Raw genomic sequence first — 21,000 nt, 5'->3', positions numbered from 1 at the left:
GAGGGTGGTTATTTGAGCAAGCTGCCCGCGTCGACGGGCAGCGATACGCCTGTGACATAACGAGATTCGTCTGAGGCGAGGTACAAAACAGCGTTGCTGACATCGACCGGTTCCACCCACGGTATCGGGAGAGTGTGCATCATCTGCGAGATCGGTGCGAAATCCTCCGGACCTGGATGCTCTTTGTGCGGGGCGAACAACCGGAAGGTTTGCTCGTTCATCACCATCGGCGTATTGACCTGTGTCGGCATGACTGAGTTGACCCGGATCATGTACTCACCGAGCTCCAGGGCCAGAGTGCGCATCAGCCCGATCACACCGTGCTTGGCGGCGATGTAATGGCCCGTGTGCGGATAGGCCTTATACCCACCGACCGAACTGGTCAACACGATCGAACCACCCCGCCCGCCGGAAATCAGATGGGGGGTAGCGGCTTTCGTGGTGTGCCAGACGCCGGTCAGGTTGATGTCAATCATCTCCTGCCAAATGTCGCCAGAGATCTTGTCCAGCCGGTCGCCGCCATTTCCGATACCCGCATTCGCGACAATGATGTCCAGGCGCCCCAGCTCGGCGACCCCGTCGTCCACAGCGTTCTTCAGCGAGTCGTAGTCGCGGACATCAACCTCAGCAGTGACGATACGCCGGCCGCAGACCTGCACCAGCTCGGCCGTCTCGGCGAGATCAGCAGGTGTCGACGCCGGGTAGGGCACATTTTCGATCGCCTTGCAGATGTCAATGGCGATGATATCGGCGCCCTCCTGGGCCAACCGCACCGCGTGGCTACGGCCCTGTCCGCGAGCAGCACCGGTGATGAACGCGACTTTTCCTTCAACACGACCAGTCATGGGCGCCTGAATCCTCTTTCATTCCAGGGTTGTTCATAGTGAGACGACTTGCGCGTTAGGTTCCCGGCGACGGTGCCCCCGTCCACAGGTAGAACCACGCCGGTCACATAGCGCGCTCGGTCGCTGGCCAGGTAGACCACCGCCTCCGCGACGTCGTCAGGGGTTCCTTCTCGCTTCAATGGCCGACTGGCACGCATCTGGTCACGTATCGCTCGCTCGTAGGCTTCCAGTTCTTCCTCAGAGTTCATTCGAGCAGAGGAAGCCACCAGTGACGTCGGAATATTGCCGGGTGCTATCGCATTGACGCGGATCTCGTGGCAGGCGAGTTCAATGGCAGCTGACTTTGTGAACTGGATGACCGCTGCTTTCGAAGCCCGGTACACCATCACACCGCTGCCGGCCTGGATGCCGCCGATCGACGTCAGATTGATAATCGCCCCGGCGACGCCTCGGTCAGCCATATGGCGCGCCGCGCATTTCGTACCCGCCATCACGCCGAGAACGTTGACGCGCATGATGCGGTCGAAGTCTGTGAAATCGTCGTCGAGCAACCGGCATAGCGGGCTAGACACCGCGGCGTTGTTGACCATGACATCGACACCGCCGAATGTCTCGACGGCGAGGTCGATCAGTCCGGCTACCTGCTTGGGTTCTGACACGTCGACCTTCGAGAACGCCACCCGACCACCGAGTGAATTCGCGAGTGCCTCACCCTGATCGGCATTAGTGTCGGCGATGACGACCGAGGCACCCATCTTGTGGAGCATGCGGACAGTCGCGAGCCCGATACCGCAGGCTCCTCCGGTCACAACAGCAGTTCGACCGTCGAACTCGTTGCCCATCATCGGCTCCGGACAGAGGCAGACAGTAAATCGACGTCGACTCGGTTGGCGCGATTGTTGAACGCACTTGCTTGCAGTTCGCAGAACACCTCTGAGGCGCGGTCTTTCGGCATCGAATCGGGAGCGATCATGCGGGCTCGACAGCGGGATAGGTGACGCCGGTCAGGGTTTCAGACAGCCGCCAAAGTTGGCCGCATTCCTCAACATCGAGGGCAAAGCGGGGCAGTTTGGCGAATGTGACGCCACCGCCAGCGGTTTCGTAAAGTCCGCGGGGGCCGTAGTAGGTCGCGCCCGCCGCGTCCGGCGAGACCGCAGCGTAGAGAGTCGGTTTGATTCCCTCGTCCACCTCAAGCCACATAAAGGGTAATAGCCGCCAAGTCGACTGAGTGAACCGGTTCATCAGCGTGGGTTTCTCCAGACCATAGGATGAACCACTGAGCAGATTTGTTTTGCTGAGCCCGGGGTGCGCGGCGTTGGACCTGACACCCCATTGGCCGTCGCGACTCCGCCGATCGAGTTCGAACGCAAACATCAGCTGACTGAGCTTGGCGATTCCGTAGGAGTACATCGGCTTGTATTCGTGTTCGGCGTTGACATCATCGAACCGAATGTGGCGTTGCCCGGCGGCCAGACTGCTAACGGTAACCACGCGGCCACTACGGAGCAGCGGCAGTAGCCGACCAGTCAATGCGAAGTGCCCCAGATGGTTTGCGCCGAACTGCAATTCGAAGCCGTCGCTGGTCAGCTGGCGATGCGGCGGCGTCATCACGCCCGCGTTGTTGATCAGCACGTCGATCGGCCGGCCTTCGTCGATCAACCTGTCGGTGAAAGCCTCGACACTGGCAAGTGAGGCCAGGTCGATCACCTCGACACTGAGGTTCGCGCCCGGAACCTCTCGGCGTATCTCTGCGGCTGCGGCTTCTCCTTTACTGGGGTTGCGGACCGCCAGCACGACGTCGGCCCCGGCGGATGCCAGTTGCTTGGCTGCACCAAACCCCAAACCACTGTTAGCTCCGGTCACAACGACATTTGTGCCCGACAGGTCTGGAATCGTGAGCGTCAGACTTGGGCGGTTCACCATGTAACCGGCAATTCGTGTAGTCCGTAGGACAAGGCGTCATGTTTGAATGCGACCTGATCGCTGGGTATTGCCAACTGCAAGGTAGGAATGCTTCGGAACAGGGTGGGCAAAACGATTTGGAGCTCCATCCGAGCGAGCTGCTGGCCGACGCACGAATGGCGCCCGTAACCAAATGCCACGTTTGGACCGTCCTCGCGATCCAGCTTGAGCTGGTCGGGCCGGGGGAACTGACGGGGATCCCAGTTGGCCGGCGCGACGTCAAGGATGATGCCTTCGCCGGCCCGGATGGTTTCGCCACCCACTTCGATGTCCACTGTCGCGATACGCCGTTGTCCGGTCTGAATGATGCTGCAGTAACGCAGCAATTCCTCCACAGCAATCGCGATCACCTTCGGATCTTCCGCGTGGCGCAGTGCGGCTAGCTGTTCCGGGTTCTCGAGCAGCGCCGCAATGCTGAGTGCGATTTGACCAGCGGTGGTCTCGTGACCGGCGATCAATACTCCGGTGGCCAGCTGAGCCGCCTCACGCAGCGAGATCTCCTCATCCTTCACTCGTTCGGCGAGATCGGAGACCAGGTCTTCAGCGGGTTCGTCCATCTTCTTCTGAAGCAAGCCGATGAGGTACTTCGCCAGCGCGCCAGCGCCTTTCGCCGCATCTTCCGCCGTGGCGTAGCGGCTCATGCCCCGGGCGGACTGCTCCTGGAAAAACTCAGCGTCTTCGTAGGGCACACCGAGCAGATGGCTGATCACCAACGACGGAATCGGCAATGCCAGCTCGGCAACCAGATCAGCTGGTTTCGGGCCGGCCAGAATCGCAGCGATGTGGTCGTCGGTGATCTTCTGCACCGCGGTCCGCAGCGCCTCAACCCGCCGGAAGGTGAACGGCTTGGACAACATCCTGCGGTAGAAGGTGTGCTCCTCGGCATCGGAGGTGAACACCGAACGTGGACGCTTATGCACTGTCGACTTCATGCCCTCGTTCCAGTGCGGGTAACCGGGCTTGCGATCATCGACGCTGGCCCGGCCGTCAGCGAACAGGCTACGAATCGCGTCATACCCGGTGATCAACCACGGCGTACTGCCATCCCAGATCCGGACCCGACCCATCTGCGCGGTCTCATTGATTCGCATTGACTCCGGCGGCGGTGCGAACGGTCGCCCCTCCGCACGCGCCATCGGGAACTCCGGCATATCCGCCATCTCTCCGGCCGCAGCGTTGATCGAGCTTTCAGACATCGGAAAACACCTTGAACTGCAGGCGCATTCGTGAAAATCCGCCGGACTGCACGTCACGGCCCCCGCGAACAAGGAGGGGATCCTTCGCGGCGCCTGCGGACCCGGCGCGGTCACCTATCCAAGCGACAATATGTGGAGTGGCTGGAGTCACAGACCTCAGTGAACAACACATCCGGCAGTAAATCAATCAATTTATTTGATCGACAGTGGATCGTCCTTGTCCCCGTCAGCTCATTGCAAACAGTGATGGGGCTACACGTTCACGCCGTGGCGACAATCGCTCGTCGCTCAGATGTTGCCACTACGTGGATCTGAGGACGTCACGAGCCGCGCTGATGTGTGCGGGGGATAAGCGGTCCCACGAAATGTAGGCGGATGAGCGAAACGTGGTTGTCAGGTCGGAATCTCGACGGGGCATCGTTCTGAAGCTCGTCGCCATACCATCAGATACCCAAAACTCTTGCAAGAGATCGCAATTCGCACCCCGAGGCCATCTACCCGCGCTCACGCCCTAACGTCACGTGACGCATTCAGGCCTAAACACTTCTATAGCTCAATCGATTTCGATCTCGCGCGTCCGCGGGACGGCATACGCCATCCGACCCCGTCTTCACCAAACGGGATCGGGCGCCCACACCTGTAGGGAAGGAGATCTCAATCCACTGAGCTGATGGTCGCACTGCAAATGGGCAGCGCGACGGGCAACTCGTGCGATACGGAGCCTTTAGGGGGAGTGACGACTAGTGTGCCTTCGCGCGGGCAAGGGTTCCCGGTACCCGTCTCGACCGCGTAGGCCTGTACGTCTGCGTTGGCAACGTCACCTGGGGCGAGGTGGAGTACGTGCGCTGCCAAGGCAGGCCGAGGCTCGACATGAACCAGCACACCACCTGCGGCAGTCACCAGGTTTGCATCGGGGTATCCGACGAGCTCGCACGGGTGTGACGAGGTGTTCGTGAAGGACACGACCACTCGACGCATTGTGTCAGCCGACTCCAACGGCCCAGCGGCGACCGCAAGGTCAGCGTCGGCACATTGGCCTGGCGCAGCTGCAGCGGCGGGGGCGGGCGCGGGGGCGCCACTACCGCCATCGCCACCGCCCGGCGGACCACCGGCGTATGCGGGCGCGGCCAGTCCAACCATTGCGGCCGCAACTGCCATCTCAGCTGCCAAACTCATTAACCGGTTCATGATTCTCCATTTGCTACGGGTATTCGGATTCCATGACACTGACGACTCGCGGTATTCTGCATCGATATATTAAGCGACATTTTGCGCGCCTATCGGCGAATTGGTGGAAGTAGTCTCCTGGCAATCTTCCATACTCGATCCCGCAGTATTCCTCCGTAAGGACCGCTGCACCGGACACTCGCCGTATTGGCGACGCAGCACGGGGTATCAATCTCATGCGAGATTTTGCTGATGAACAGAGTGCGCCTGTGGAGTTACTTTTTTAGTGATTACTCGGGTTGCCGGGCCCAGGTGCGAATGGTGGGCTTTAATCCAACACCGGCATCCACTCTGCCGCGAGATCGGCGATAAAACCGGGGGCATCGGCCGGATCCGGCGGCGGGCTCGCGACGAGTACGAGCTCGTCGACACCCAGCTCGGCCAGTGGTCGCACGTCGCGGGGTCGCGGGTCACGCAGCGCGACCGCCAACCGCAGGCGATCCGGGTCTCGGCCGGCATCCCGGCACATGCCGCGGATCAGTGCTGTGCACCGGGCCACCTCATCGGTATCGGACAGGTTGAACCCATACCAGCCGTCGCCCCATGCCGCGACCCGGCGCAGCGCGGCGTCGCTGTTGCCGCCCAGCACGATTGGGATGTGGCGGTCCCGCACCGGTTTGGGGTTGACTCGGATCGATGTGAAGTTGACGAACTCGCCGTCAAAGGAGGCGACGTCGTCATGCCAGATTGTGCGCATCGCGTCGACATATTCGGCCGTGCGTGCGGCCCGGCGCTCGAACGGAACGCCGAGCGCCTCGAATTCTTCTCGGGACCAACCAGTTCCGATGCCCAGCGTGAACCGGCCGCCGCTCAGCTTGTCCAACGATGCGGCCTGTTTGGCCACGATTACCGGGTTGTGTTCGGGCAACAGCAGCACGCCGGTGGCGACACCGATCGTTGTGGTCGCCGCGGCGGCAAAGCTCAGCCCGATCCATGGGTCGAGCCAGTCCGCATCAGACGGGACAGCGATCTGACCGTCGTCGGCGTACGGGTAGCGGGATGCCGACTGGTCCACCATGGCGACGTGCTCGCCGGCCCACAGCGTCGCGAACCCGTGGTGTTCGGCAGCCTTTGAGACGGCCTCGATGACCCGTCGGTCGGAGCCGGCCGCGATTCCCAGCGCATGCAACCCCAGATGCACCCGGTGATCATTGCACGGCTGCCCCAACTACTTCGACACTTGCATTAAGTGGGCGCCCACCAAGCCGCCACAGTTCTTCCCACGTTCATGCGAAACTGGCCTACTAGAGCGAGAACGGACAGCTGCTACCACGAAAGTCATTAAGACATAGTGCAAACCACAAAGTATTCCACGGGTAGCATCGGCGGGTCGCTCGGCGATCGCCAATATCTTTGCCCGCAAACGCCGAACATTGGATCAGACTATTTCACGCCTGCACGTCGGCGTCGACCGCCTGCATGTCGGCGTCGTCATTGAAGTAGACCTTTGACCCGACCGCGATCTGTACTGAGACCGATGTACTTTGAACGGTTACCGTTCCGGCGATGGGCGCTTGATCCGACGACTGGAGGCGCTGCGCTTCGGTGTTCTGGCGATCAGCGATGGTGACGATGTCACCGCGGCCCAGGTCGCCGTCTGCGATGCGCGGCGTGACCGTGACATGTATCAGCTGATCGAAATCAGGTGGGCGGGTGAGTAAATGGGCAAGGTAGGTGTCATCGCCACGACCGAACAGAATGTACTCAAGTTGCGGTAGCGCTGCAGCGGCGGTGTCAAACCGACGGCCATGGATGACTTCCTTCACGCTGACTGTGACTCCCGACGCGATTTTGACCGGATGGGTCGAGGGCTGCTCGAGGTGATTTCGCCACAGATCGCCGGTGAAAGTCGTGAGCTTGGCAGGCTCATCTTCGGTGGGAAGAAGATCCGACAATACGAAGGGCTCCGGTTCGAAGGTGTAGAACCGCACACCGGGATGGCTGTGCCAGTCCTGGCGAAACGTCTGCGTCGGATCGTCATTCGCGCCGGTCAACTCGACCTCGAGGATGACCTGGTACGAGTGCTCGGGTGCCGAAAACATCGGCAGGTGGGACATGTAGATCGCGTCCGTGCCGAAAACCACCATGTGGTGGGACGGTGGCTGCTCTGCAGCCCCATTGTCGTGACTCATATGCATATTGGACATTCCAGGCATGTCCATGTTCATCGTCATGGCTGACCCCTATTCATTGCGGTTGTTGATCCGGTGTCTGTCCCAAACGATTAAACGGCCGGGGCGGCGCGGTGCCACGAGTAGTCGGCTACCCGATTTGTGCCGGCTGCGCTCGAGCGGCGACGAGATTATTGGTAAACCTCGGTCCTCGGTTCACTGGGCGGACCGGCCGATTGCCCAGAGCGTTACGAGGTGTCAGCATCGACGCCAGCATCATGGCCGTCAACTTCAGGGGGAGTCCGATGCGTGACACCATGCAGTCGCAAAACCACAAACAACTGGGCGCCAACGACTTTCACTCGCTGGGAATCCGCGATCTGCTGGATGCCCGTGACCAGTTCCACGTGCACCTCGCACACAAACCGAACGTATTCTCCACCGCGATTGGTCTCTACCTCGTGCGGGACAGCGACCCTGACGCGCGCGAAGCGGACGCTGGTCAGGTCGGCGATCGCAATCCCAAATCTGAACCGCGCACTCTGCTGAATTCCAAGGTAAAGAGATGGTCGTGGCCGTGCATTCTGGTGTTTGTCAAGCAGTGGCAGACCCTCGACGATCTGGTCGAACATCCCGAGAATGTGGTGCCCCCGTTCGTCTATATGCCTGATGGGCGCATCGTTCCGGTGTGCGTCGTCCTCGCGGAATCCGCGCATCTCCCGACCCGCCCGCTCGACCCGAGTCACCTTGCGGCCGACTCGCTCGGCGTCGGTTCGCCCATCTATGTCGATGCTCAGGGAATGCGCCGTATGGGCACGATTGCCTGCATGGTTTCGGATGGCAGTGACTTCTATGCGATGACCAACACGCATCTGGCCGGCACCGTGGGCCGGCCCGTGAGAGCTTTGCTCCGTGGTGTGCCCGTAACGGTCGGGAGCACTCTGGGAGCGCCCAACCTGACGGAGCGTACTTTTTCGGATATGTATCCAAGCCTGCCCGGCAGGGATGCTGTCGTGAACATCGATGCCGCCATCTTCCGGCTGGAAGATGCCAATATTTGGGACGAGGAAGCGCTCACGCAGTCGATCGGGGACGTGGCGGATTTCAGCGCGAGTACGGCCTCGCTCGCCTGGATCGGGCAGCCGGTAGCCGGACATGGCGCTGCCAGCGGAGAGATGCGGGGAGAGATCAAAGCCCTTTTCTATCGGTATAAGTCGATTGGCGGGCGCGATTACGTCGCCGATTTCGTGATCGGGGCGCGATCGGATGATGCAGGCCCGCTGGTCACGCAACCGGGCGATTCCGGGTCACTATGGTGCCTGGACGGAGTCTTGAAGCAAGGCACGCGTTCGCCGTTCGGCCTGGAGTGGGGCGGCCAGCGGATAAGCAGCGGCCCGGCCGCCGGCCAATTCATGCAGTTCTCGCTGGCGACATCAATGGCAGTGATCCTGCGGGAACTTAATCTCGACCTGCTCTCCGGACCGACAGCTGAACGCCTTCAGTACTGGGGACCCGTGGGGCACTTCAAAATTGGCCAACAGGCTTGCTTCCTGGTCGGAAACCAGGCATTGGAAAAGTTCTTCACTTCAAATATCAACAACCTCAGCTTCAGCAGCGACCAGCAACTCGAATTGGCGACTCATCTGCAGGCCAAGGAGTTCGTCCCGCTCAGCGATGTGCCGGACGTGGTGTGGAAGACGAATATCAACCGGGTCAAGCCGGAAGTGACACGGGCGATGGAGAACTGGAACCACTACGCCGATATCGATCTGCCCGGAGGCGACGGCCAAACACTGATCGCCAACTATGAAGCCGACGAGAACACACTGAATCACAGCAACTGGCTGAACTTCTACCAGGACGCACCGGTTCCCAGCGAGTCGACATTGAGGTCCAATAACCAAGGGGCGCTACCATTCCGCGTCTGGCAGATCTTCGCCCAGATTGTCGAGTTCGCGAAGAGGGGAGACGGCGCCAGCTTTCTCACGGCGGCCGGCTGCCTGGCGCACTACGTCGGCGACGCCTGCCAGCCTTTGCACTCCTCTCAACACTCCGACGGGTTGAACGGAGCGTCGACCGGTGTGCACTCGACGTACGAGGACAACATGGTCGACGCCCACGCCGACGACATCGCGAACGGGATCGGCGACGCAATTACGAACCTGAACTTCACGCCTCGCGCGATTGAGAGTCCGCGCGACGCCGCCAAGGCGACCATGGATTTGATGATCTTCGCCCAGCAGACGCTGCCGCCCGAGACGATTTGCCAGACTTACAACGATGCCCGCCCAGGAGGGGGCAAGAGCGCCACCAAGGCCCCCGCGGTTCTCGACGCGCTCTGGGAGAAGTGCGGAGACCAGACTATCGCGGTCATTGCGGCAGGAGCCGTGACCCTTGGCGCAATCTGGGCCGCCGCATGGAAGCTCTCCGGTGCGTCTGACGACTCAGCATGGCTGACAACGGTTTTCGACGGCACCACCGACTTGATGCCGATCTATGAGGACAAGGAATTCCTGCGGTCTTTGCACCTTGCCTATTTGGGGCAGGACGACCTTCCAGGATCAGACGCTCCACAGAATCCGCCCCCGCCTCCCAGTGGCCACGCCCCAGCCGGCGCGGCCAACGATCGGGGTCATTCACCGGTGCGGACCAGAAGTTCTCGCACAAAGAGAACTGCTCAGAAGCAACCAGCGACGTAGCTCTGCAAAGCTGGGGTCATGCCGAGTTCAGTGCAGTTGATCCGTGCCTCTGATCTCTGCTCTGTTGTCGAGTATGCGTACGCGGCGACGGCGCCGACGGATGCCAGGCTCATCTTCCTGGCAGGGGCGTGTCCCTTGGACAAGGACGGGTCCACGGTCGCGGTTGGCGACTACGCCGGGCAGGCGGCCGCGTGCGTGCAGACGATGACTCGGGCGCTGGCGGCTGCGGGCGCGACGCTCACCGATGTGATCAGCACACGAATTCTGGTCGCGTCATCCGCGCGGACTGATCTGGTCGCGGTGTGGAAGACCGTCCGAGCGGCATTCGGCGAGCATGACGCACCGAGCACCTGATGGGAGTGACAGTGCTGGGCTACGACCACCAGTTGGTCGAGATCGAAGCCGTCGCAGCGGTCATCGACTGACCGCTGCGACCTGGGCGTCGAGTCTCATCTCATCTGCCATCTCGCCTCCGAGCGTCCTCACCAGGCGACCGGCAGTTCTTCCATGCCGTAAATGTCCGATGTGCCTTTGAATTTCAGTTTGTCCGTCGGCCCCGCCAGCCTCAAGCTGGGCAGCCGTCGCGCGAGCGTGGCGAAGGCGACCTGCATTTCGACGCGCGCTAAATTCGCCCCGATGCAGTTGTGCGCGCCGTAGCCGAATCCCACGTGCCCGCGGGTGTTGCGGTTGACGTCGAAAACCTCGGGGTTCTCGGTGAATCCGGCATCCCAGTTACCGGCGGGGATGTTCATCAGGAGATGGTCCCCGGCGCGGATCTGCTGCCCGCCCAACTCGAGGTCTTCGGTGGCGACACGATCGACCTGGCAGTGCACGATGGACAGGTATCGCATCATCTCTTCGACGATCTGAGCGATCTCCGCAGCGTCCTCGGTTTCTCCGAGCCGCGCGAATACTGCCGGATTCTCCAGCAGCGCAACCGTTCCCAGCGAAATCATGTTGGCGGTGGTCTCGTGGCCGGCGACGAGCATGGTGATGCCCGACAACACCACCGTGGCACGGTTGATCTGGCCGGTGTTCATCTGTTCGACCACCAGACGACTGATCAGGTCATCGCCGGGCTCGCGCGCCTTGATATCCACCAACTGTTCGATGTAGGCGTACATCGAGCCGAAGGCTTGTGCCTTCTGCTCGTCGGTCGCATGCGCCACCAGACCCGCGGACGTGTACTGCTGGAACGGCCCGAGGTCCTGTTCGGGGACACCCAACAGCAGCGCGATCACCAACGACGGGACGGGTAAGCCGAAGTCGTGCACCAGGTCTGCCGGCGACCCCTTGGCGATCATGTCGCCGATGAACCGATCGACGATGGCCTGGATATGCGGACGCATCGCTTCGCAGCGTCGGAAGGTGAAGTCGCTGGTCATCATCCGTCGGATCCGGTTGTGCTCCGGATCGTCAGATCGCGCGAACATGATCGGGGTCGTGTCGTCGGTACTTTCCGGCTTCAGAGCGTCGGGAAACGTCTCGGCCGACAGCCTCGGATCCACGAGCGCGGCCCTGATGTCGTGATAGCGGCTCACCAGCCAGGTGGGCACGCCGTGATACAGGACCTTCCGCAGGCCTGGCTCGTCGCGCCACCTGGCGAATTCTGGCGGGGGATGCAGCGGACACTGCACGGCCCGCGGTGCCGGGATGACGGGCAGATCGACGTCGGTGCTCACGAGACGATATCCAACAGATTCAACATTTTTTTTCCGCCCATCGCCAGCCGCAGTTCGTCGTCGGCCAGACCGCTCACGCTGTCCATCCAGGGCAGCGGTTCGGCCAGGCCGTCCAGGTGAGGATAGTCCGATCCGAAGATCACCCGGTCCGAACCGAGCAGGCGAACCAGCTCGGTCGGATCGGTTGACCGGCGCCGTCGGGATGACGGCCGCCGGGCCGGCGAGGACGCTTCGCGATAGCAACTTCACAATAGGGGCGAAGGAGGATGCTGTAACGATGTCGATTCCTGAGGCCACCGCCCATTGTGATTTCACCGGTTCGTTTCGGGACTCGGGAATCCCGCTGGAAATCGCCACGCTCGGCGCACTCGACCAGCTGCAGCAGGCATTGGAACTGGAGCCGATCGGCGTCGACCGGTACCGCGCGAGCAATGAAGCCGGCAGGTTCGGCCGACTCTTCGGCGGTCAGCTCGTTGGTCAGGCAATGTCGGCTGCGGTGGCCACCGTCACCGAGCTCACCCCGCATTCGATCCACGCGTCGTTCCTGCACCCGGGCGCCTCCAGCACTCCGCTGGACATCACTGTCGACCGAACCCGGGACGGACGGTCGATGTCCATTCGGCAGGTCACCGTTGCGCAGGAAGGGCGCACGCTCCTGACGGCGACCGTGTCCTTCGACAGCAATCCCGAATCCACCGCCTTGAACAGCGCAACGGCCCCGACCATCGCGCCGGAGTCCATGCCACTGCTTCAGCACTGGGCGCAGCGGGCCCCGGCAAAGCTGACCCGCTCGGCGAACACCTGGATCCACACCCCGCCGCCACTGGAAATGCGCATTGCCGAGGCACCCGCCTTCTTGGGCGGGACACAAGCTCCGGGGCCGCGTGCCCATTGGATGCGCCTACCACGCACCGTTGACAGCGGGCCGGGAACGCACGCTGTCCTAATGGCCTACGCGAGCGATTACCTATTGCTGGACATGGTCTTTCGCGCCCACCCACAACGCCTCGACTACTTCGAGCACACCACCGTGACCCTCGATCACAGCGTCTGGCTGCATCGCCCTGTGCAGTTCGACCAGTGGCATCTCTACACCCAGCGGACCGTCGCCATCGGCGGTCACCGAGCGCTGGTGCAGGGAACCATCGTTGATGCCGGCGGGGGCCATGTGGCCAGCACCGCCCAGGAAGTTCTTATCCGGCCAAAGCGACAGCCGACGGTTTCCGCGTCGTGAGCCCGCGTGATGTCAGTGCGGTTTCCCGATCAACCGCGACTGCAGTGGCTGACGATTCAGCTCAGGTATAACTTCAGGAACGTCGTTCCCGACCAGGACAAGTGCGGTATCGCAGATGCTGATGCACGTTCCATTAATGAACAGTCCCGTAGTCGCCACCAGCGAAGTGCGACCGATGTGGCTGACACCAAAGGAGGTCTCATCATGAAACAACGCGCTCGGGACTGGTTAGCGTCGGGCAGCTATTTCGAGTGGTCCCCCTCGGAGCCCCATGCCACCACGATGAACATCTTCCACGCCGAGTTCGGTGATCCTGAGGCTCCGCTCCTGCTGATGGTCCACGGGTTTCCCACCAGCAGCATCGACTGGCAGGACGTGGCGGGGGAGCTCAGCGACACCCACCGGGTGTGCGTCCTGGACCTACCCGGCTTTGGCTTCTCGGACAAGCCCAAGGGAGCGGGCTATACCTTGCACCGCGACAGCGAGTTGCTCGGTTACTACCTCGTGGAGATCCTCGGCGCCCACAAGGGCGATGTCGTTGCACACGACCGCGGCGACAGCGTCGCATTGTCCTTTGCGTACCGGTGCAGCACCGGGCAGACGCCGTTCGAAGTGTCCAATCTCGTTCTCAGCAACGGCAATATCTTTCTGCCCCTGTCGAACCTGACCGAGTTCCAGCGGCTCGTGCTCAACCCTGCGACGGCAACCGCGACCGTCGCGGCCATTACGCCGCAGCTTCTGGCGGCCGGTTTAGGACAAACCACTTTCACGCCGCGCCGCGCTTTGGACGACCCGACGATCGTGGCACTAGCAGACACATTCGCACAGAACGATGGCTTGGCGGTCATCCACGACACCATCCAGTATCTGGTGGAACGCGCCGAGCATGAGCAGGAATGGCTAGAGGCGCTCGCGGCCATGACCGTCAAAACCATTGTGGTGTGGGGCCTTTACGATGAGGTCTCGCCACTGCGGGTCGCGTCGCACGTGTGGAACAACTACCTGTCGACCAAACCGGGCGACAACGAATTCTGGCTGATGCCGCGAGCCGACCACTACCTGCAGAACGACCAGCCGCGAGAGTTCGTCCAAGTTCTCAGGGCCGCGCTGTCTAACAGTTCGCCTGAGGCTCCAGGCGCACTGTCCGTCGAAACCTGGCGCGCCGATATTCCTGGATCGGTCACGATCGCAGCTGCCCACCGCAAAAGAGGTCCTCGCCGGCGCGTAGCTGCGCTCTCAGCCCTAGTGCTCATCGATCCGCAACCCGAGGTCAGGGACCTCCAACTTCATGGATGCGCAACCGCACCAAGCTGCGATGCGAAATGACCGCGTCCTCGCAATCCAGCAGAATGGTTCGATCCCCACGCGCGCGAGCATCGCGGCGGTGACCCCGCCGCGCACTCGCTGATCACGCTGCCGAAACCGCGCAGCAAGACCCTCACCTATGCGTGCAGCAGACCCAATGTGACGAAATTCAATCAGCAAATGTGACGTGCGTCATAGCCTGATCACCATCAATTAGGTCATCCTAGCCGCTTGTTTTGTAGCTAATGGCTGGGAGTACGATGGCCAACTTTGACTTTGCCTATGACCTGACCCTCGACGAGGCGCGGCGACGCAGCGCCGTGCTCGAAGCGATAGGTGACGATTGGGACCCTGTCGCCGTGCTCGCCGAGGAAGAGGCGGCCTACGACTTGCTGTACTCGAATCTCGACGCGGAGCAGCAGCGGCTCTACGACGAGCTGGTGCGCGCCGGCGTCCTGCCCTCACGGACAGCTGATGTTACCGATTGATCCGACCGCCGACCGCAGCCGCCGCGCATGGCTGCCCTGCCCGTGCTGCGATCACGGCGCCAAATGTGATGATTGCGGGGACAGGCGAAACTGCGATACGCACTGGCAGTACCTGCTGAGCAACAAGGGGGCACTGGTTCACCTGCAGTGCTCGGGATGCGGTTATCTCTGGTCGACCGAAAAAGCATCGCCGCACGCGCCGGTGCGTCGACTGAGCCGCTAGAGGTCGGCTTCCGGCCGCGGCCAGCGCGGGCGTGGCAACACCCCGGGCTCGGGGGTTACGGATCCAACAACGGCCAGCGCCGTATCCGGTTGCGCTACAAGATAATTCGTCACGGTTGCAAATTACGAGCGGCACGGGGTTTAGGGGGAGTGGGCGATTGCCGACTGCACGGCCAGACCCCTTGCACCGCGACAGCGAGTTGCTCGGTTACTACCTCGTGGAGATCCTCGGCGCCCACAAGGGCGATGTCGTTGCACACGACCGCGGCGACAGCGTCGCATTGTCCTTTGCGTACCGGTGCAGCACCGGGCAGACGCCGTTCGAAGTGTCCAATCTCGTTCTCAGCAACGGCAATATCTTTCTGCCCCTGTCGAACCTGACCGAGTTCCAGCGGCTCGTGCTCAACCCTGCGACGGCAACCGCGACCGTCGCGGCCATTACGCCGCAGCTTCTGGCGGCCGGTTTAGGACAAACCACTTTCACGCCGCGCCGCGCTTTGGACGACCCGACGATCGTGGCGCACCGAATATTCCTGGATCGCTCACGATCGCAGCTGCCCACCGCGCAGGAGACCGTTCTTGGGGCATAAATGCGCTGCGCCAACACCCAGTCGTATCGCTGTGCGATCTTAGTTGAGTGAACTTTGACTGGGAGCCGCTGGCACTGGGTGTGTGGCGGGTCCGGTTGCCATTTCTCGATGTGACGGTCGGCCTGGTGGCAGGGGATACGGGTGGACTCCTGGTGGACGCTGGGACGACGTTGGCCGAGGCTCGCGCCATCGACGAGGACGTTCACGCCCTAACCGGTCAGCCAGTCCGACACATCGTGTTGACTCACCATCATTTCGACCATGTACTCGGCAGTGCCCACTTCACTAGCGCGCAGATTCATTGCGCGCCGGAGGTGGCTGAAACCTTCGCAACCGGGAAAGCCGGCCTCCGTACCGAAGCGATCGGGTATGGCGCCGACCGAGAGGAGGTAGACCGGACGATCCTCGCTCTGCGGCCGTCAATCCACGAGACCCGGGGCACGACAGTGCATCTTGGCCGCCGTACGGTGACGGTCATTCACCCCGGACCCGGACACACCAACCATGACCTCATCGTGGTGGTTCCCGGTCGACGCACTGTGGTCTTCTGCGGGGACCTCGTCGAGGAATCCGGCGATCCGGCGATCGATGCGGACTCGGACGTCCCGGCATGGCCGGCAACGTTGGACGTGTTGCTCGCCGCGGCCGGGCTGGACGCGCTTCTGGTCCCGGGTCACGGAGCAGTTGTGGATGCCTATTTCGTTCGGCTACAACAACAATGGCTACGCGCGAAGGCGCAGTAACCCGCGAGGCGTTCAGTCGCGCTGGGTGATGGTGTGCTCGATGGTTCCGATCCCTTGCAGCTCCAAGGTCAGTACGTCACCGTCGCGCAGCCAGTTGCCGGTTTCCATGCCGCTGCCGCCGGCCAGCGTCCCGGTGGCGAAAAGCTCACCAGGCAACAAGGTTTCGGACTTGGAGGCATGCGCGAGCATCTCGCCGACGGTCCAGCGCTGGTCGCTGGTATCGACCTGGCTGACCACACGACCGTTGATTCTGACTGACCCGGACACTTTCTCCAGTTGAGGAAGTATGTCGGCGGCGGTCACCGCAACCTGCGACATGGAGCTGGCGAAGTGCTTGGACTTCTGCGGACCCAGGCCGGTCGCCATCTCAGCGCGCTGGACGTCGCGGGCACTGAAGTCGTTCAGTACCACGAACGCACCGATGGCGTCGGTGGCCTGTTCGGGAGTGGCGTCGCGCAGACCGGTGCGCAGGACGAAGCCGAGCTCGAGTTCGTAGTCGAGGGCTTTGCTGTACGCCGGGGCTTCAACCGGTGTGCCGCTGGGCACGAACGTGAGGTGATTGGACATGTAGTAGATCGGCTGACGATCGAACAGCACGTGCGGTGCGAACTTCGGAAACGGCTTGTGGGTCAAGGACTCGACTGCACGAGTCACCGCGGCCTCACGCGGGTGAAACCGGGTCAGAGCCCGCGCGAAGCATCGATGACGTGCTGCCGCGACGCCATGAAGTCACGGAACGACAGCGGCTGAAACGGAAGACAGCCACCACCTGCCGCGACGTGAGCTTGGGCGAGTCCGACCTCAAACTCCGGCGTGAACGGCGACGGCAAGGGCGCGACATCGGTGGCTTGCCAATCGCCCGTCTCGTTGAGCACCTGATACTGCAGGGTGTCACCGGACAGAATGCGCCGGAACTTCATCGCTTCAACCTCCTTGATCAAACCTGTTGGGCAAAGCCATGTTTGCCGGCGGCGGTCCGCTCAACGGACCGCACGGTTGTGAGAACTATGGCGATCGGCGTGCAATGGCTGCGAACGTGGCGACTGAACCAAACCAGGAGGGAAACATTATGTCAAACATTCAACCGAATCGGTTCGTCCTGCAAAGCAGCGACGGAAAGACGAAGGTGGATTATGAGACTTCCGGCTTTATCGGCCGGCCAACACTCAATCTCACCCAGCCACCAGGACACCCCATCAGGCACTTCGCGGGTTCGCAGATCCGCACCCTGAATACGGAGATTGGCACATTGGTCAGCGTAACCACGCAACTGACGATCGACACAGGTTCGACGTCCTTCAGCGTCCTGATTCCGGCCATCACACTGACCGCAGTCGGCGATAACGAAACGTTTGCGACTGAGGCCATTGTGACCTCTCACACTGGCCCCGATTCAGTTCCGCTGACCGGCGTTCACGAAAAATACCAGTTCATTCCGATGAGCGGTAAAGCGAGCTTCGTGCTTTCCCTTTTTGAACCCATGCTGCAAACCATGGCCAAAGGCGGCAGGGCTTAGCGGGCCACTGCTTGATCCGCATTTGCATCAAACCCGCGACGGGCCGCAACACGCGCGTACGGCGCCACCTACGCCCGCGTACCTAAATTTGGATCGGGAGTGGCGACATGACTACCACACCGGCCAGCCAATCATCTGAAGGTGCACGAGCGGTTTCGTCCAGAAAAGACAGACGGGCGCTGGCGAGCAGCTAACCCACACTCGCTCCTTCATTATTCGTCACAGTGACGAATAATGAAGGAGCGATGCGTTATTGGGGGAGCGCGCCAAAAGAAGGGGTGGACCCACTGGTCGACTTCAGCTACGAGTGCTATCGGGGACCCAATCGCACAGTCGGCTGCTGAGTGCGGAATGGCGTTCGTTGCAACCACATTCAGACGTCAGGGCTAGCTGCAGCCAATACGTCACTGTGACGTATTGCAAGGAAGCGGCGGACCATCAAGAGAGGTCATCGCGGTCAAAAGAGTGGCGCGAATACCGGCGCACACGTCCGAGACGACGGCGAGCTGCAAACGGATCCTTGGCGGCCCGGCCAGCGCCACGACGCTTGTGCGGCTTGCACATGGCACACCCGCGCCAAGAGCGCGATGGATGATGGTTGGGCATCGGCGCTCCAAACAATGACTCCGCCGTAGCGCGAAGACGGGAACGTTACGCCCGCAGCCTGAGCCTGTCTACCGAGTTCAGACTAACGCCGATAAGTGACATTATGTCAGTTAACAATATTGCACCTTGATTAGATGAAGCATCGCCCGAGCAGCTCCCGGTCCCCGCTCAATGCTTCGAGTTCCGTTGTGGCAGATACCTTTCGGTCCGCCATCCTCGTGTTGTCAGTGTGCTGCGCCGCGAACAGTTCGAACAACAGACCGAGCTACAGGACCTGCACGGAATCGTAAGCGTCGTCCACAGGGTTCTGTCCGGAGTCCGCGAACCCATCGCTGGTCGACGGCACCCGACCCGCATCTCGGCGCCGACGGAGGCCGCCTGGCTTTGCCAACAGCAAAAATCAGACAGCCTCAACCATGCCGGGATCCCACGATATGATTTTGCGGTGGCGCCCTCGCCTGGAGAGAGTCGTGAGGAGAAATACCCGATGCCGGGGGCGGTTTCGACCAGAGTCGGGCTTTCTTTCGGCTTGATCCAACTTTTCTTCACACTGAGCTGGGTCATCTATGTGCTGTATTTGCCCCAACTCGCTGCCCAAGCAGGGATCGGCCGCGGCGTGGTCCCATGGATTTTGGTACTCGACCAAGTGATCTTCGCGCTGTGCGACTTGGCGGCCGGCCTCGCCGCTGACCACGTCGCCAAAATCCTGGGTCGGTCCGGCAAGATTGTCGCGGCCGTGACGGCGGTGTCAACCCTGGCGTTCCTGCTCCTGCCGTTCTCGACGGCGTTTGGCGCTCCAGCATTTGTCACTCTGATCATCATTTGGTCGATTACCTCCTCGGCCTTGCGCGCGCCGCCACTGAAACTGATCGGGCGTTACACGCCGCTCGATCAGCAGCCCTGGATAGGATCGCTGTTCTTGCTCGGCATCGGTATCGCCAGCGTGCTGGCGCCATTTCTCGCCGGGCGGATCACGGCCTGCGACCCGCGCATCACGTTTGCCGCCTCCGCCGTATCAGTTGTCGTGGTTACGTTCTCGATCATCTGGGCGGAAAAGACACTTGCCCGCTCCTTCGCGACTGCCAGACCTGCCGGTGGGGAAATCCGGTCCGCCACCTTCCCCTTGTTCCTCGTGGCGATTCTGCTGCTGGCGATCGGGTTCCAGGCGCATTCCTTCATTAATGCGCAGCCACTCTTCCTCAAATTCGCACCGCCGACTGACCTTCCACACCTGCTTTCGTTGTTCTGGATCGGCTACTGCCTGCTGATGCTGCCGGCGTCTTTCCTCACAAGGCATTTCGGCGGCATCCCAGTCATGGTGCTGGGAACACTGGTCGCCGCCGTTTCGGCGTTGGCGGCGGCAAAGGCACCCGACGTCGTCTCGCTCGGCGTCGCGCAACTCATATCGGGCGGCGCCTGGGGCTGCGTGACGATGAGCGCAGTTGCGGCTGCCCTCGCGATCGGCCACGGTGGTGCTGAGGGGAAGGCAGTCGGGGCCATGTTCTCCCTCATGGCAGTAGCAGCGATGGCGCGCATTGCACTGGTCGCGGGAGGCTTCGACAAGGTCCCCAGTCTGGTGCTGGTCTTGCCCTGGCTGCCAGCCTTCTCGTGGCTGGGAGCTGGGCTCATGCTGATGCCGGCGACACGGCGGGCACCGCGCCCGACGTAGGTAAAAGGGCTCCTTGGTCGACCCCGGCAGACTTTTGCTCGTCGGCCTCGTGAACCGAAATTCATCATACAAATAGGACCTCTCGGTTCTCGCCCGTGCTGCGCCCAGATCCTTTTTGGGCTTCGCCGGTGGAGGAACATGGCGGAATCGGATACGGAGGGTTACCAGTAAAGCCGCCGTGTTCATCAGAGAGAACGGGAGTTGGGTTCTTTCCTCCTCAGACCTACTGTGCGGCATCGGACTTCGCTACGCTGATCGCATGCTGCGTTCCGCGGTTGGCGCGTTTCAGAGGTGGCAGTATCGCGGTGGCCGTCCCGGATGGTCAGCCCGCATCGCAAACCGGTTGGGCGCCACCGCCATAGCGGCCGGTGTCGGACCCAGCTACGCGGCCACACTCGAAGTTCGAGGCCGGAAGTCCGGCCGAATCGTCTCCTTCCCCGTGGTGGTGGCGGACTACGGCGGCGAGCGATACCTGGTGGCCATGCTCGGCCAGCAGTCCAACTGGGTGCGCAACCTGCGTGCCGACCGTGAGGCAGTGTTGGTGCACCGTAAGAGACGAGAGCCCGTGTCTTTGATCGAGGACTTCACCAATACTCGTGCAGCGATCCTGCGTAGATACCTTGAACTCGCGCCCGGTGCCCGCCCGTTCTTTCCGATCGGTCCCGACGCGCCGTTGAGCGACTTCGAGCCGATTGTCGAGAACTACCCTGTCTTTCGCGTCTCTTGACGCCTTGCCAACGCGAACCGGGCTAGAACCACTCAGGCCGGCTAGGACCCGCTGCTCCTCGACGACGGACTTATAGTGCGGCGTGTGGCGAATACGGCAGAAACCGACTATGGAGGGTTACCAGTAAGGGTCTCCGTATTCTCTATTCTGCTGCGCTGCAACAGGTCCCTCGTGAGAG

At 61.7% G+C, this 21,000-nt stretch carries 20 protein-coding genes; 10 read left to right on the top strand and 10 right to left on the bottom strand.

The window, feature by feature from the left end; genetic code table 11:
* Positions 1-8: 8 nt before the first annotated feature.
* The 6 genes from M2432_RS07870 to M2432_RS07845 all read right to left on the bottom strand — a co-directional run bounded on the left by M2432_RS07870 (position 9) and on the right by M2432_RS07845 (position 7,404).
* Positions 9-845 carry a mycofactocin-coupled SDR family oxidoreductase gene (locus M2432_RS07870; protein WP_280826231.1) on the bottom strand — a complete coding sequence of 279 codons (837 nt, stop codon included), beginning with the start codon at positions 843-845 and terminating at the stop codon, positions 9-11.
* Positions 842-1,687, bottom strand: a complete 846-nt coding sequence (locus M2432_RS07865; RefSeq protein ID WP_280826230.1) for a glucose 1-dehydrogenase — start codon at positions 1,685-1,687, stop codon at positions 842-844. The genes M2432_RS07870 and M2432_RS07865 overlap by 4 nt, the downstream gene beginning before the upstream one ends.
* 127 nt (positions 1,688-1,814) lie before the next feature.
* Positions 1,815-2,765: an SDR family oxidoreductase gene (locus M2432_RS07860; protein ID WP_280826229.1), complete on the bottom strand. Its 951-nt coding sequence runs from the start codon at positions 2,763-2,765 to the stop codon at positions 1,815-1,817.
* Complete coding sequence (locus M2432_RS07855; protein WP_280826228.1) at positions 2,762-4,003, bottom strand: cytochrome P450; 1,242 nt, start codon at positions 4,001-4,003, stop codon at positions 2,762-2,764. Before M2432_RS07855 ends, M2432_RS07860 begins: the two co-directional genes overlap by 4 nt.
* A 1,495-nt stretch (positions 4,004-5,498) precedes the next feature.
* Entirely contained in the window at positions 5,499-6,371 is an 873-nt protein-coding gene (locus M2432_RS07850; protein WP_280826227.1) for an LLM class F420-dependent oxidoreductase, read from the bottom strand.
* Positions 6,372-6,618: 247 nt separating this feature from the next.
* Entirely contained in the window at positions 6,619-7,404 is a 786-nt protein-coding gene (locus tag M2432_RS07845; protein ID WP_280826226.1) for a hypothetical protein, read from the bottom strand.
* 242 nt (positions 7,405-7,646) lie between these two features.
* On the opposite strand from M2432_RS07845, the gene M2432_RS07840 reads away from it, so the two are divergent.
* Together M2432_RS07840 and M2432_RS07835 are read left to right on the top strand one after the other, a co-directional pair.
* Positions 7,647-10,040 carry a hypothetical protein gene (locus M2432_RS07840; protein ID WP_280826225.1) on the top strand — a complete coding sequence of 798 codons (2,394 nt, stop codon included), beginning with the start codon at positions 7,647-7,649 and terminating at the stop codon, positions 10,038-10,040.
* An 18-nt stretch (positions 10,041-10,058) separates the two neighbouring features.
* The gene (locus M2432_RS07835; RefSeq protein ID WP_280826224.1) at positions 10,059-10,394 is read left to right on the top strand and encodes a Rid family hydrolase; all 336 of its coding nucleotides are present in this window, start codon (positions 10,059-10,061) and stop codon (positions 10,392-10,394) included.
* A 128-nt stretch (positions 10,395-10,522) separates the two neighbouring features.
* On the opposite strand, the gene M2432_RS07830 is transcribed toward M2432_RS07835, so the two are convergent.
* Both M2432_RS07830 and M2432_RS07825 read right to left on the bottom strand, forming a co-directional pair.
* Positions 10,523-11,665: a cytochrome P450 gene (locus M2432_RS07830; protein ID WP_280826500.1), complete on the bottom strand. Its 1,143-nt coding sequence runs from the start codon at positions 11,663-11,665 to the stop codon at positions 10,523-10,525.
* A gap of 53 nt (positions 11,666-11,718) precedes the next feature.
* On the bottom strand, positions 11,719-11,865 hold the full coding sequence (locus M2432_RS07825) for a hypothetical protein (protein WP_280826223.1): 147 nt from the start codon (positions 11,863-11,865) through the stop codon (positions 11,719-11,721).
* Positions 11,866-11,999: 134 nt separating this feature from the next.
* Here M2432_RS07825 and M2432_RS07820 point away from each other — a divergent pair, with 134 nt between their 5' ends.
* From M2432_RS07820 to M2432_RS07800, 5 genes are all read left to right on the top strand, one after another.
* Entirely contained in the window at positions 12,000-12,956 is a 957-nt protein-coding gene (locus tag M2432_RS07820) for an acyl-CoA thioesterase domain-containing protein (RefSeq protein WP_280826222.1), read from the top strand.
* A gap of 15 nt (positions 12,957-12,971) precedes the next feature.
* Entirely contained in the window at positions 12,972-14,282 is a 1,311-nt protein-coding gene (locus M2432_RS07815; protein WP_280826221.1) for an alpha/beta hydrolase, read from the top strand.
* A 239-nt stretch (positions 14,283-14,521) separates the two neighbouring features.
* Positions 14,522-14,749, top strand: a complete 228-nt coding sequence (locus tag M2432_RS07810) for a DUF6400 family protein (protein WP_280826220.1) — start codon at positions 14,522-14,524, stop codon at positions 14,747-14,749.
* 404 nt (positions 14,750-15,153) lie between these two features.
* Complete coding sequence (locus M2432_RS07805; protein ID WP_280826219.1) at positions 15,154-15,561, top strand: hypothetical protein; 408 nt, start codon at positions 15,154-15,156, stop codon at positions 15,559-15,561.
* A gap of 47 nt (positions 15,562-15,608) precedes the next feature.
* Complete coding sequence (locus tag M2432_RS07800; RefSeq protein ID WP_280826218.1) at positions 15,609-16,304, top strand: MBL fold metallo-hydrolase; 696 nt, start codon at positions 15,609-15,611, stop codon at positions 16,302-16,304.
* A gap of 12 nt (positions 16,305-16,316) precedes the next feature.
* On the opposite strand, the gene M2432_RS07795 is transcribed toward M2432_RS07800, so the two are convergent.
* Together M2432_RS07795 and M2432_RS27955 are read right to left on the bottom strand one after the other, a co-directional pair.
* Complete coding sequence (locus tag M2432_RS07795) at positions 16,317-16,958, bottom strand: fumarylacetoacetate hydrolase family protein (RefSeq protein WP_348536299.1); 642 nt, start codon at positions 16,956-16,958, stop codon at positions 16,317-16,319.
* A gap of 26 nt (positions 16,959-16,984) precedes the next feature.
* Positions 16,985-17,224 (bottom strand): hypothetical protein, encoded by a 240-nt coding sequence (locus M2432_RS27955; protein ID WP_348536298.1) that lies wholly within the window; start codon positions 17,222-17,224, stop codon positions 16,985-16,987.
* 26 nt (positions 17,225-17,250) lie between these two features.
* Here M2432_RS27955 and M2432_RS07790 point away from each other — a divergent pair, with 26 nt between their 5' ends.
* The 3 genes from M2432_RS07790 to M2432_RS07780 all read left to right on the top strand — a co-directional run bounded on the left by M2432_RS07790 (position 17,251) and on the right by M2432_RS07780 (position 20,822).
* Positions 17,251-17,820: a hypothetical protein gene (locus tag M2432_RS07790; RefSeq protein ID WP_280826217.1), complete on the top strand. Its 570-nt coding sequence runs from the start codon at positions 17,251-17,253 to the stop codon at positions 17,818-17,820.
* A gap of 835 nt (positions 17,821-18,655) precedes the next feature.
* The gene (locus M2432_RS07785; RefSeq protein ID WP_280826216.1) at positions 18,656-20,095 is read left to right on the top strand and encodes an MFS transporter; all 1,440 of its coding nucleotides are present in this window, start codon (positions 18,656-18,658) and stop codon (positions 20,093-20,095) included.
* 259 nt (positions 20,096-20,354) lie between these two features.
* Positions 20,355-20,822, top strand: a complete 468-nt coding sequence (locus M2432_RS07780; RefSeq protein WP_280826215.1) for a nitroreductase/quinone reductase family protein — start codon at positions 20,355-20,357, stop codon at positions 20,820-20,822.
* The last annotated feature ends 178 nt before the right edge of the window (positions 20,823-21,000 follow it).

The sequence above is a fragment of the Mycobacterium sp. OTB74 genome (assembly GCF_029892685.1).
Classification (GTDB): domain Bacteria; phylum Actinomycetota; class Actinomycetes; order Mycobacteriales; family Mycobacteriaceae; genus Mycobacterium.
The sequence above is the reverse complement of the archived record's forward strand: the minus strand, read 5'-3'. Positions and strand labels throughout refer to the sequence as shown.